We start from the raw sequence: 12834 nt of genomic DNA, 5'->3' as shown, positions 1-12834 counted from the left end.
GTCCAAGGTCCTGGGAGGCCCGGAGGCTCCCGGCTCCCCGGTCCCGGGAGGTCCGGGGTCCGGGGGTCCGGGGGTCCGGGAGTTCGGGGGTCCGGGAACGGGGTTTGTTCTCTTTCTTGTGGTGTGGGCGGGGGGATCGGGGCCGTTGGGGGAGCGGAACTTCGTGCAGGTCACAGCCGATAGGGTGCGGGCATGGCTCATGTTCCCGCCGCCGAGCGGCGCCCGCAGATCGTGGAGGCGGCGATCGGGCTCATGGCCCGCGAAGGCGTCGCGGCCGGGAGCACCAGGGCCATCGCCGCCGAAGCGGGCGTCGCGCAGGCGATGGTGCACTACACGTTCGGCTCCAAGCAGGAGCTCTACCGGTCGGTGCTGGAGGACCTCGGCACGTCGCTGGTCACCCGGGTCCGGGCGGCCATGCCCGCCGACGCCGACTTCGGCGAGACGGTATCGGCGCTCGTCAACGAGCTGTGGCGGACAGTCACCGAGGAGCGTGAGCGCTACCGGCTGCTGGTGGAGCTGATCATGCTGTCCCTGCGCGACCCGGTGTTGCGCCAGGTGGCCTCCGAGTTCACCCACGACCTCGACGCCACCGCGGCGCGCCTGCTCTCCGACGCCGCCACGCGCGCCGGGCAGGATCTCGCGCTGCCCGCCGAGGAGATCGCCCGCTTCTTCCTCAGCGGGTTCGACGGGATCGTGACCCGGTACCTGACCGACGACTACGACCTCGCCGCCTGCGAGTCGACCCTGCGCCTCATGCTCGACGCCACGCTCGCGCTCGCCGTACCAGATGCTCGCCTTGGGTCGGACGCTCGCCTTGGGTCGGACGCTCGCCTTGAACGGTGAGGTACGCACGCGCGTCTCCGCGTACGCGATCGTCACCTCGGCCGGGCGGCTGCTGCTGACCCGGCTGTCGGAGAGTTCCCCGATCTTCCCGCCCGGCGCGTGGCACCTGCCGGGCGGCGGGATCGACCCCGGCGAGCAGCCCGAACAGGCGCTGGCCCGCGAACTGCGCGAGGAGACCGGCCTCGACCTCACCGGCGCGCGCCTGGTCGCCGCCAGGACGTACGCGGTGACCCGGCTCGGGGTGAGCTGGCATCTGACCGGTCTGTTCTACGCCGCCGAGGTGGCGCCGGGCTCTCCGGCGGTGACCGAGGCGGACGGCACCACGGACGCGGTGACCTGGCTGCCGATCGCGGACCTGGGGGACGCTTCTGGCCCGGCGCTTTCGCCCGCCGCGGCCGACGCCCTACGCCTGCTCGGCGAGGGCTACCAGCGGTGGTGAACCTGGGCGCGGATGCGGCGGTCGTAGAGGTCCTCGATGGCGGTCAGCGTCTCGGGCGGCAGTTCGGGCAGGGCGGCGGCAGCGGCGTTGGCTCTGGCCTGGTCCACCGTGCTGGCGCCCGGGATCACCGTGGTCATCCCAGGCTGCTGGATCACCCAGCGCAGGGCCGTCTGGGCGGGGGTGGCCCCGTCCGGGGCGAGCGCGGCGAACTCGGCCGCCGCCTCCAGGCCGGTCTCGTAGTCGACGCCGGAGAACGTCTCCCCCACGTCGAACGCCGCGCCGTGCCGGTTGTAGGCGCGATGGTCGTCGGCGGCGAAGACGGTGTCGCGGCGGAAGCGCCCCGACAGCAGGCCTGACGCCAGCGGCACCCGGGCGATGATCGCGACCCCGGCCGCCCGCGCCGCCGGGAGCACGCGTTCGAGCGGCTTACGGCGGAAGGGCGTTGAGGATGATCTGCACACTGGCCACCCCCGGGCGGGCGATCGCGGCCAGCGCCTCGTCGCAGGTCTCGACGCTCACTCCGTAGGCGGCGATCCGGTCCTCGTGTACGAGCGTGTCGAGCGCGTCGTAGACCTCGCCGGTGTCGAACACCGGGGTCGGCGGGCAGTGCAGTTGTACCAGGTCGAGCCGGTCGACGCCGAGGTTGGCGCGCGAGCGGTCGGTCCACTCCACGAAGTTCTTCAGGGTGAACTCGGCCGGGTCCTGCGGGCCGCGACGGCCCATCTTGGTGGCGACCGTGAGGCCGTCGTGTTCGCGCAGGAACCGGCCGATGAGGCGTTCGCTGCGGCCGTCGCCGTACACGTCGGCGGTGTCGAGGAAGGTCACGCCGGACGTGACGGCGGCGTCGAGGATGGCGAGCGCGTCGCGCTCGTCCACGGTCCCCCAGTCGGCACCGAGTTGCCAGGTGCCGAGGCCGACGACCGACGCGGATTGTCCTGTCCTGCCGAATGCTCGCTGCTCCACGGGCTCCACCCTAGAATGGACAGCATGATTGCCAGAATGGCACAATGTTTGGCACTTTATTGCCTCCCCCGGCATGTTCATGTCAATCTGGGAGCATGAAGGTTTCCGCGCAGGAGTGCCGCACACACCCGAGCTGAACTCGCCGTTCGATAGGCGGGCTCCCTACGACGTGCTGCCGCGCGTCGACGAGTGCCGTATTCTGCCGCCCATCCAGCGGCCGAGCGAGCGCTTCCAGGACACGTCTCCCGCACGCTCGTCGCACCCGCGGTGGACGAGCGACGCCAGACCAGGAGCCGACATGCCGATCACGAACTGGGCGGGCAACGTCACCTTCGGCGCGGCCCGGGTGCACCGGCCGGAATCCCTCGACGAGCTGCGCCGCGTGGTGGCGGCGGGGTCGCGCGTACGGGCCCTGGGCAGCGGCCACTCCTTCAGCCTGGTCGCCGACACCAGCCACGACCTGGTCCGCCTCGACGGCCTGCCGCCCACGGTGGAGATCGACGCCGGCCGCTCGACCGCCACCGTCGCCGCCGGACTGCGTTACGCCGAGGTCGCCGAGCACCTGCATCGCGCCGGATTCGCGCTGGCCAACATGGCCTCGCTCCCCCACATCTCGGTCGCCGGATCGTGCGCGACCGGCACCCACGGCTCCGGCGACAGCCGCCGCTGCCTGGCCGCCGCCGTCGTCGCGCTGCAGCTCGTCGGCCCTGACGGCGACCTGGTCGAGCTGAGCCGCGAGCGCGACCCCGGCGTCTTCCCCGGCGCCGTCGTCGCGCTCGGCGCGCTCGGCGTCGTCACCCGGCTGACGCTGGAGATCGAGCCCGCCTTCGACGTGGCGCAGCGGGTCCGGCTCGACGTGCCGCTTGAGGAGGTGTCCGCGCGTTTCGACGAGGTGTACGGCGCGGCCTACAGCGTCAGCACGTTCACCGACTGGCGCGCCGGCAAGGCCGAGGTATGGCTCAAGCACCGCCTCGACGAGGAGAGCTCCGGCCTCGGCGACGGATGGTCGGAAAGCGGCTGGGCGGGAGGCCGGGCCGCCGAGCGGCAGGTGCACCCGGTGCCCGGCATGCCGCCCGAGTCCTGCACGGAACAGCTCGGGGTCCCGGGCCCGTGGCACGAACGGCTGCCGCACTTCCGCCCCGAGTTCGTGCCAGGCGCGGGCGAGGAACTGCAGTCGGAGTACTACCTGCCCCGCGAGGCCGCGACCAAGGCTTTCGAGGCGGTCAGGGAGATCGGCCCGCTGGTGGCGCCCGTGCTACACGTCTCGGAGGTGCGTACCGTCTGCGGCGACGACCTCTGGCTCAGCCCCGCCTACGGCCGCGACACCGTCACCCTGCACTTCACCTGGATCCGCGACGCTGCGGCGGTCATGCCCGCACTGGCCGAGGTCGAGGAGCGGCTCATGCCGCTGGGCGCCCGCCCGCACTGGGGCAAGCTCACCACGACCAAACCCCGGCAGATCAGCGCGATGTACGAGCGGGCGGCCGAGTTCGGGCGGCTGGCCCGCGACCTGGACCCGTCCGGCAAGTTCCGCAACTCCTATGTGGACGCCCTCTTCCCCGCCTGACCCTGCGCCCTTCACGTCAGCAAAGCCTTCAGCTCGTACGGCACGGCCACCGAGACGACGAGACGCCCCGCCGCCCCGGACTCCACCACCAGGCGCACCCGCTCCACCCCCGACGCCACCACCACGCACACCCGCTCCACCCCCGACGCCACCACCACGCACACCTGCCCCACCCCGACGCCACCACCACGCACACCTGCCCCACCCCGACGCCACCACCAGGCGCGCCCGCTCCACGTCGAACATCACGGTCCGCTCGATCGCGCCCGGCGGCCGAGCACCTGGTGTCCGGCTCCCGGCTGAGGCGGGTGAACCCGGTCACCGGGTCAGGGCGCCCGTTCCAGTGGTCGGCGCGGCGGGCGACAGCGGCTGTGCCTTGCCATGCGTGCCATGCGCCATGCGTGCCATGCCATGCGTGCCATGCGTCATGCGTGCCATGCGTCGAGTTCGCAGTGCTCAGGACGTAGCCGCGCACCAAGCCGCATGCTCTCATCCGGCACCCTATTGGCACCCTATTGGCAACATATTGCCAGCGCCTATTGCCTATCCTGCGGCTCGGGCGCGTAGATGTGCCGCCAGTGTTCCGCCGAGTTGCGCAGGTCGTCGCTGACCAGGAAGAGGAACTGGCCAAGTTTGTCCAGCCGGGTTCCGGCGGGCGTGTCCACGCCGAGCGCCTGGGCGCTGCTGCGCGAGGCCTCGGCGATCAGGGTGTTGATCCGGGCGCTGGCCAGCATGGCCTGGTACCACACGTCGTCGTCCATGACGTAGCGCTCGGCTCGGCCGCGGGGGTCGCGCTCGCGCTTGATGATCTCCATTTCCTCCAGGTAGGCGACCGCCTTGGAGATCGAGGCGGGGCTGACGCCCAGGCGTCGCACGAGTTCGGCCGAAGTGAGGCTACCTCCGTCGGTGGTGAACAGCGCGGCGAGCACCCTGGCCATCATCTGCGGCAGCCCGCTCTGGATCAGCAGTTCGGTGAGGTGCGTGGACACCCGCTCCACGACCCGGGGATCGCGGGCACCGAGGTCGGCGGCCCTGGCCGACGCCGACCGGCCGGAGCCCTGGGGGCGCAGGGACTGCCTGCTCGCCCGGTGGGCCTGGTCGGGGCGGTAGTCGTTCGGGCCGCCGTTGCGCATGACCTCGCGGGTGATGGTCGAGGTGGGCCGTTCGAGGGCGCGGGCGATGGCGGCGTACGTCATTCCGTCACGCAGTCCCACGGCGATCTGACGGCGGTCCTGCTGGGTGAGCCTCTGTCCGGGCATCGGGCTCCTTGCTTCAAGCGATCGGGACTCAGCTTAGCGTAGTGCAAACGCGAGTTGCATTAACTGTCAGCTTCTATGCAACGATTCTAAGTACTTGAACTGTATTTTTGCATCATGTTTCGCAGTATCGTGATTGACGATTTCGTGTATGCAACGTAACTTTCGAGATGTCGCGAAGACTTATCAGGCAAGGACACGACATGACGCACACCGAGATCCAGAACACCCTCGACCGCGCCGTCACCGAACACGGCGTGCCCGGCATCGTCGCCGAAATCCGCGACGGCGACCGGACCTGGTTCGGCACCGCCGGAGTCGCCGACCTCACCACCGGCACCCGCCGCGTCCCCGGCGAACACCTGCACACCGGCAGCTCCGGCAAGGCCTTCACCGCCGCCGCGCTACTGACGCTGGAGGCCGAAGGCCGGCTGAACATCGACGACACCGTCGAACAACACCTGCCCGGCCTCCTCACCAACGGCTACGACGGCAACAAAATCACCATCCGGCACCTGCTCAGCAACAGCAGCGGCCTGTACTCCACCGGCCTGGCACCCGAAGCCACCCACCGCTACGCCACCCGCTCCGGCTTCGCCCAGCACCACCTCGACCAGTGGGCCAAGGAGGACCTGCTGAAGCTGGCCGTCTCCCAGCCGCCCGTCTTCGAACCCGGCGCCGCCTTCACGTACTCCAACGGCGGCTTCTACATCGCCGGCGCCATCATCGAGAAGGTCACCGGCAACAGCTACGCCGACGAGGTCGACCGTACGGTCATCCAGCCCCTCGCGTTGACCCACACCCACGTACGACGGCAGGACGAGTCGAGCTACGCCGACCCGCACCCGCGCGCCTACTCCTCGCTGTTCATGAAGGACGGCACCGACCCCGCCGCCATCACCGCCGAAAACTGGCAGACGGTGATGGAGGAGCCCGGCACCCCGCCGTTGGACGTCACCGAGTTCAACACCTCGCTCGGCTGGTCGGCCGGCGACGTCGTCTCCACCACCAGCGACATGATCCGACTCATCAGCGCCCTGGCCTCCGGCAGCCTGCTACCCGAGGAGCAGCACCGCAAGATGTGGACGACCATTTCCACCGAAGGCGGCTACTGGATGCCGCATGCCCGCTACGGCCTCGGCGTCTTCGAATTCGACCGGGAGATCACCAACGGCCTCGTCCTGCGTGGCGCCGGCGGCAGCCTGTGGGGCTCCTACATCTGCACCGTCGGCACCCCCGACGGCGACCACGTGCTCTCCCTGCACACCAACACCGAATGGAAGACCTGGGACATCGTCTTCGACCTCGTCAAGGCGGAGTTCGGCAAGGGGCTGTGACACGTTTCCCGGCGATTCAGCGCCGGGGCGGGCCCAATTCCGCGATTTCGCTGCTGTCGTGTCGCTCGAGCAGGGCCTCGGCGCCGTTTTCGAGGGTCCGGGCGGTGTCCGCCGCACGGGGCAGCACGGTCTTTCGTAGGTGACGACGGCGTCGGCGACCGTGGGGGGACCGGCCAGCGCGAGGGCGAGTTCGCAGCCGTCGAGCATGGCCAGGTTGGCGCCGACGCCATGCGGAGACATGAGGTGGGCGGCGTCACGGTCGGTGCGGGTTCCCAGGTGTGGGACCGGCAGGGCGAACCAAGGACGATCGACGTACGGCCCGTCGTGGTCGGTGATCATCTGGAGCATGGGCGGCGAGCAGCCGGGCGCGGAGCCCCGGCGGTGTCGCCGGCGCGCAGGCGTCCCTCTCTTCCTGTGCCCTCGGCCTTGTTCCGTGAGCTGCCGGCCCGATGGCCGTTCGGCCGTGGGGCTTGCGGAGGGCCTCCCCGGGGCGATGGCCGTATGTGACAGATAACTGTCGTTGCGGCCACTCGGCACACTCGGTGACAATCAGGACATGTCCACCGCACACCGCGTTGTGATCGCGCTCTTCCCGAACGTCGACCTGCTCGACGTCACCGGCCCGGCCGAGGTGTTCGCCCTGGCCAACCGGGTCAGCGGCCGCGTCCTGTACGAGGTGCTGCTGGCCGGACCCCAAGGCGGGCACGTCACCACGTCCGCAGGGGTGAGGCTGGTCGCCGACCTGGCGTTCGACGAGGTCGGCGACCGGGTGGACACCCTGCTGGTACCCGGCGCCGTGGACGTCACCCCCGAAGGCCCGCTGGCCCTGACGGACCCCGGAGTAGTGGCATGGGTCCGGCGAACCGCTCCCATCGCCCGCCGCGTGGCATCGGTGTGCGTAGGCGCGCACATCCTGGCGGAGGCCGGACTGCTGGAAGGCCTCACGGCCACCACCCACTGGTCCACCGCCGCACAACTGGCCGCCGACCACCCGGACATCACCATCGACCCCGACCCGATCTTCGTACGATCCAGCGGCCAGGTGTGGACGGGCGCGGGCATCAGCGCCTGCCTGGACCTGACCCTCGCGCTCGTCGCCGACGACCACGGCGAGGAGACCGCGCTGGCGGTGGCCCGCGAACTGGTCATGTACCTCAAACGGCAGGGCGGTCAGAGCCAGTTCAGCGTCCCGATGGCCCACGCCGCCACCGGCCGCCGCGACATCGACGACCTGCGCCTGTGGATCGCCGAACACCTGGCCGAGGAACTCACCGCCGTCGAAATGGCGGCCCGGATGGGGTTGAGCCAGCGCCAGTTCACGCGCGTGTTCCGGCAACGTACCGGCACCACACCCGGCGCCTACATCGAGGCCGCCCGCGTGGAGGCGGCCCGGCGCCTCCTGGAAACCACCGACCTGCCCTTGCCCCGGGTGGCGGCCGACAGCGGCTTCGGCTCAGTGGAAACCCTGCACCGCGCCTTCCGCCGCCGCCTGGGCACCGGCCCCGGCTCCTACCGCCGCCGCTTCCGCACCGTCGCCTGACCCACCCACCTACCGACCTCACCCGCCGCGTACCTGCGCCCTTGCCGCGTACCTGTGCCCTTGCCGCGTACCTGTGCGGGCACAAGCCCGCGCCCGTACCGACGCCTTCACCTGTACCGGCCCAAGCCCGCACCTCTGCCGGCGCGAGCCTGCCCGAAATCCCGAGGCCCCCAGATATCCCGAGGCGCAAGCCTGCCAGTCAACCCGAAAGGAACCCAACGATGAGCACCACCGCTTCGCCCACCCTCCGCGAGGTCTCCGGTCTGCCCACCGACCCGGCCCGCCTGACCGACGCGACCCTGATCATGATCGACTACCAGAACACCTACACCACCGGCGTCATGGCCCTCACCGCCGCCGACCAGGCCCTCACCGCAGGAGCCCGCCTGCTCGAACGCGCTCGCGCCACCGGCACGAAGGTCATCCACATCATCAACGACGGCGGCCCCGACACCCCCTACGACATCCGGGCCGAGATCGGCGCCATCAACCCGCTGGTGGCACCGCGCGACGGTGAGCCGGTGGTGGTCAAGACGTTCCCCAACGCCTTCCACGAGACCGACCTCCAGCAGGTCCTGACCGGCCTGAACGCGGGCCCCGACCTCATCCTGGCGGGCTTCATGACGCACATGTGCGTCACGTTCACCGCGCAGGGAGCCTTCAACCTGGGCTACCGCCCCACCATCGTCGCCGACGCCTGCGCCACCCGCCCACTCCCCGCCCCGGACAACACGGCGGTGCCCGCCACCACCCTGCACACCGCCGCCCTGTCCACGATCGGCGACCTGTTCGGCGTGGTGGTCCCCAACGCCGACGCCCTCCCGATCTGACATCCCCCATCCAAGCGACACCGCCCGATCCTCCGGCGGTACGTGCCGCCCGTCTCAAGCGTCCCTGGTTGGGCCCGCGCGAAGTGGTCGCAGGGGCCCATGCCCTAAGGGGTGTGCTCAGTGCGGCGAAATCGGCGTGAACCTCGCCTTGGAGTATGTCTGGTAAGGAGGACTCATGCCCAAGCTGCGGGATCTTTACGATCTGCTACAAGAGCACCTCCAGGTCCATGAAGAAGATCCCTCCGTACTGTTTCACTTGGTGTGGGCGGAAGGGTTGCTGCTGGATGAGTTCGCTCGCAAGCTCGGGGCAGAAGCCGACAGCGCGTACCAGACGCGATACTCCCAACTCGTGGACACCACTCCCGGTCCCTGCCTCTGGGGTGACCGTATAGGCAACTGGGTCCAGGCGTTCCTGGAGTGGGACGTTCCAGACGACTCCCATCTACGGGCGCTGTCGCGCGGCGGCAGGCGGGCGTTCAGCATCAAGAGCGGATACAACAACTATCGCCTCCTGGAGTGGGCGGTCGATGGCGAGATCGTCACCTCCTTCCCGGTCGACTGGCCGGACCCGAAGGGCGGTTCTGATCCGCACGCTCTCGACCACCTGATGGAAGGACTGCACTTCCAGTTGGAGGAGCCCGGCCCCACGCCCGACCCTGTGACCGTCGAGGTGAGCCTCACCTCGGCGCTCCGTCTGGCAGGCCGGATCACGGGCCACGAGCTCACAGAGGCATGGCTTGCCGACGTCCACACCTGTTATCCCTTGCGTAGCGGTTGAGCGGTGCCGACGGAGGGCCGGGAGCGCCCCGGCCCTCCGTCCTGGATGTGCATCTACGGGCTCGACATCGTCGTCCTGTGAAGCACCGCCGCTAAAACGGCAGATCCGTTCGCCCAAGGAGACCCGGCTATCCCGGGCAACCACAGAGGTGAGCCCTGGCGCAAGCGGGGAGTCGGGCTCCGCCCGACGGAAAACGCGCGGAGCGAAGCGGAGCACCTTTGTCCCGGGCGGGGTCCAACCGCCCAACCACCCAGCCGGGCAAACGGGTGGGCCCCAACAGAACGCGCGGAGCGAAGCGGAGCACCTTTGTTCTGGGTGGGGTCCAACTGCCCAACCACTTAGCCGGGCAACGGGTGGGCCCCAACAGAACGCGTGAAGCGCAGCGGAGCACCTTGCCCTTAGAACTTGCTGCGGAGCTCGTCCACTCGGGCGCGCCATACCTTTGCCTCGCTGTCCGTGAAGATGGCTTCCGCCCGTTCCAACCGGACCGTCGCCATCTCCGGCTCGTCGCGGGCCAGTGCCAGTTCCGCCAACGCCAGCAGCGACTGTCCCTCGCACTGCTGGCTGCCGCCCAAGCACGCCGCCATCAGGGCGTCGCCCAGCAACGGCCGTGCCCCCGTCAGGTCGCCCTGTGCCAGCCGCACCCGTCCGATGCCCAGCAGCGCGAACGCCTCGCCGATGGAGTCGTTCATGCTGGTCGCCGTGTGTAGGGCGGCGTCGAACGACTCCTCGGCCGCCTCCAGCCGCCCCCTCGTGAGCAGCGCCTCACCCAGCCGGAACCGGACCTGCGCCTCGATCCGGCTGGATCCGGTACGCACGCAGATGGCCAGCGATTCCCGCAGGTACGGCTCCGCCTCCTCCGCCCGCCCCGACTCCAGGTGGATCTGGGCGATGTTGCGCAGGACATGCGCCTCCCCCACCGGATCGCCCACGGACCGCAGGTCTTCGAGCGCCTGCTCGTACCATTCCTGAGCGACGGTGTACTGCCCCTTGGTGCGCTCGATGAAGGCCAGGTGCCGCAACACCAGCCCCCGCCCGTGCACGTCCCCGCTCGCCTCGAACCAGGCGCGGGCGGCTTCGAGGTTCTGCTGCGCCTCGGCCAGCCGCTGCTCGACGAGTTCCAGCCCGCTGAGCGAGTACCGGACGACGGCTTCGCCGCGTTTGTCGCCGGCCCGCCGTACCGCACCCCAGGCCACTTCGTGTGTCTCTCGCCAGGCCTGCCGGTAGGAGCGGGTCTCGAAGAGCGTGACCGAGGTGACGGCCAGGTCCCAGCACAGCTCGTGGAGCCCGAGCCGGGCGGCCTGGTGCACGCTGGACACGAGGTTGGTGAGCTCGATCTGGAACCATTCGATCGGGTCGGCGATCAGGCTCTCCACCAGCTCTTCGGGCAGCGTCCACGGCTCGGTGCCGGAGTGCAGGATGGTGTAGTCGCCGCCGTAGGCCTGCCGGTGGGCCCGGCCGGCCAGGTGGAGCCAGCACCGCAGCAGCCGGTGCAGCGCTTCTTCCTGCTCCTGCGCCGGAATCTCCCTGGCCAGCAGTTCACGCACGTAGGTCCTGGTGAGGTCGTGCAGCCGGTACCGGACCTGCTGGTCGTCCCGGACGACCAGGTCGACGAGGCGTTCCTCGACCAGGGTCTCCAGGATGTCGGTGGCGGCGTAGGGGTCCATGTCGAGGAGTGGTCCGGCGATCCAGCCGCCGAAGTCGACCTCGTCCAGCGCCCCGAGCAGCAACACCAGCCGGGCGGCGGGCGGGTCGAGTTCCTGGCAGGAGATGGAGATGGTCGCCCGGACGCTGGCGTCGCCGAGGATCAGCTCGTCGAGGCGGCGGCGTTCGTCGGCGAGCCTGCGTACCATCTGGTCGATCTGCCAGTGCTGGCGCATGGAGAGTTTGGCCGCGACGATGCCGAGGCCGAGGGGCAGGTGGCCGCAGGCTTCCGCCAGGCGTCTGGCGGCGGCGTGCTGGGTCATGACCCGGCCCTGGCCGATCACCTGGGAGAGCAGTTCGAGGCTGGTGGACTCGTCGAAGACGTCGAGGTCGACATGGTGGGCGCCGTGCAGGCCGATGACGGAGCGGCGGCTGGTGACCAGGAGGGCGCAGCGCGGCTCGGCGGGCACCAGCGGCAGGATCTGGCGGGCGCTGGCGGCGTCGTCGAGCACGACGAGGACCCGGCGGTTGGCCATGACGCTGCGGTACATGGTGCCGAGCTCGACGATGCCGCTCGGGAGCACGGAGGGGGCGACGCCGAGGGAGCGCAGCAGGCGTTCGAGCACCTGCTCGGCGGGGACGGGGTGGCCGTCGGCGTCGCGCAGGTGGGCGTAGAGCTGTCCGTCGGGGAAGGCCTCGCGTGCTTTGTGTGCGGCGTGTACGGCCAGCGCCGTCTTGCCCACCCCGCCGGGCCCGGTGACCATGACCACGGCGGCCCGGTGCAACTGCCGCGAGTTGACCAGGTGGTCGCGCACGTCGGCGATGACCTCGTCGCGGCCGACGAAGTTGGACGGCCCGGCGGGCAGCTGGTGCGGCACGATCTTCGCCGGTTCGGTGACGGGCGCGGCGGCCAGGGCGGGGTCCTGCGACAGGATGGCCTGTTCGAGCTGGCGCAGTTCCTCGCCGGGGCTGAGCCCGTGCTCCTCGACCAGCGTGTACTGCACGTTCCTGAGCACTTCGAGCGCCTCGACCTGCCGGTCGGCGCGGTAGAGGGCGAGGGCGAGCTGCATGTGCAGCTCTTCGCGCAGCGGGTGGACGGCGACGAGTTCCTTGAGCTCGCCGAGCAGCTCATGGTGGCGTTGCAGGCGCAGTTCGAGGTCGATGCACTCCTGGAGCGCCACGAAGCGTTCCTCGTTGTGCCGGGTGGCGGCGGCCTGGACGCGGCGGCTGTTGATGCCCTCCAGCGCCTCGCCCCGCCACAGGGCCAGGCCGGAGCGGAACTCGCTGACCGCGCCTTCGAGGTCCTGGGAGCGTGCGGCCTCGCGGCCGCGGGTGACGTGGCGGCGGAAGCGGGTGAGGTCGAGGCAGTCTTCGGGGACCCGGATGAGGTATCCGGCGGAGTGGGTGACGATGACCTCGGTGTCGGTGTACTTGCCGAACCAGCCGCGTAGCTGGGAGATGCAGATCTGGACCTGGGCGTCGGCGGTCTTCGGGGGCTCCTCGCCGTAGAGCGCCTCGACGAGGCGGCCGGTGGTGACCACGCGGCCGGGTTCGAGTAACAGCATCACCAGCACGATCTGGCGGCGGCGGCCCTCGATATTCACCTTGCTTCCGGCGAATACTTCGAGCGGCCCAAG

General features: G+C 70.2%; 10 protein-coding genes and 1 pseudogene. 7 read left to right on the top strand and 4 right to left on the bottom strand.

Going from position 1 to position 12834, the window contains the following annotated elements; genetic code table 11:
- Positions 1-192: 192 nt before the first annotated feature.
- Positions 193-843: a TetR/AcrR family transcriptional regulator gene (locus ACFWYW_RS00840; RefSeq protein WP_379608915.1), complete on the top strand. Its 651-nt coding sequence runs from the start codon at positions 193-195 to the stop codon at positions 841-843.
- Positions 833-1282: an NUDIX hydrolase gene (locus ACFWYW_RS00835; protein WP_379608914.1), complete on the top strand. Its 450-nt coding sequence runs from the start codon at positions 833-835 to the stop codon at positions 1280-1282. Before ACFWYW_RS00840 ends, ACFWYW_RS00835 begins: the two co-directional genes overlap by 11 nt.
- Here the strand turns inward: ACFWYW_RS00835 and ACFWYW_RS00830 are convergent.
- Positions 1267-2245: pseudogene (locus tag ACFWYW_RS00830) on the bottom strand (aldo/keto reductase). The gene ACFWYW_RS00835 and the pseudogene ACFWYW_RS00830 sit on opposite strands and share 16 nt — an antisense overlap.
- A 298-nt stretch (positions 2246-2543) precedes the next feature.
- Here ACFWYW_RS00830 and ACFWYW_RS00825 point away from each other — a divergent pair.
- Positions 2544-3812, top strand: coding sequence for a D-arabinono-1,4-lactone oxidase (locus ACFWYW_RS00825; RefSeq protein ID WP_379609346.1), 1269 nt, complete (start codon positions 2544-2546; stop codon positions 3810-3812).
- An 11-nt stretch (positions 3813-3823) separates the two neighbouring features.
- On the opposite strand, the gene ACFWYW_RS00820 is transcribed toward ACFWYW_RS00825, so the two are convergent.
- A complete protein-coding gene (locus ACFWYW_RS00820) occupies positions 3824-4006 on the bottom strand; it encodes a hypothetical protein (protein ID WP_379608913.1) in 183 nt (60 codons plus the stop codon).
- 342 nt (positions 4007-4348) lie between these two features.
- Complete coding sequence (locus ACFWYW_RS00815; protein WP_379608912.1) at positions 4349-5071, bottom strand: helix-turn-helix domain-containing protein; 723 nt, start codon at positions 5069-5071, stop codon at positions 4349-4351.
- Positions 5072-5271: 200 nt separating this feature from the next.
- Here ACFWYW_RS00815 and ACFWYW_RS00810 point away from each other — a divergent pair, with 200 nt between their 5' ends.
- The 4 genes from ACFWYW_RS00810 (at position 5272) to ACFWYW_RS00795 (ending at position 9553) form a co-directional block, all read left to right on the top strand.
- Positions 5272-6405 carry a serine hydrolase domain-containing protein gene (locus ACFWYW_RS00810; RefSeq protein WP_379608911.1) on the top strand — a complete coding sequence of 378 codons (1134 nt, stop codon included), beginning with the start codon at positions 5272-5274 and terminating at the stop codon, positions 6403-6405.
- A 556-nt stretch (positions 6406-6961) separates the two neighbouring features.
- Positions 6962-7945: a GlxA family transcriptional regulator gene (locus ACFWYW_RS00805; RefSeq protein WP_379608910.1), complete on the top strand. Its 984-nt coding sequence runs from the start codon at positions 6962-6964 to the stop codon at positions 7943-7945.
- 221 nt (positions 7946-8166) lie between these two features.
- A complete protein-coding gene (locus ACFWYW_RS00800; RefSeq protein ID WP_379608909.1) occupies positions 8167-8775 on the top strand; it encodes a cysteine hydrolase family protein in 609 nt (202 codons plus the stop codon).
- Between the two features lie 175 nt (positions 8776-8950).
- Positions 8951-9553 (top strand): DUF6461 domain-containing protein, encoded by a 603-nt coding sequence (locus ACFWYW_RS00795; RefSeq protein ID WP_379608908.1) that lies wholly within the window; start codon positions 8951-8953, stop codon positions 9551-9553.
- A 398-nt stretch (positions 9554-9951) separates the two neighbouring features.
- Here ACFWYW_RS00795 and ACFWYW_RS00790 read toward each other — a convergent pair whose 3' ends face one another.
- Positions 9952-12801 carry a BTAD domain-containing putative transcriptional regulator gene (locus ACFWYW_RS00790; RefSeq protein WP_379608907.1) on the bottom strand — a complete coding sequence of 950 codons (2850 nt, stop codon included), beginning with the start codon at positions 12799-12801 and terminating at the stop codon, positions 9952-9954.
- Positions 12802-12834: the final 33 nt, after the last annotated feature.

It is taken from the genome of Nonomuraea sp. NPDC059023, from assembly GCF_042740095.1.
Lineage (GTDB): Bacteria > Actinomycetota > Actinomycetes > Streptosporangiales > Streptosporangiaceae > Nonomuraea.
This window is presented reverse-complemented; position numbering and strand designations above follow the sequence as displayed.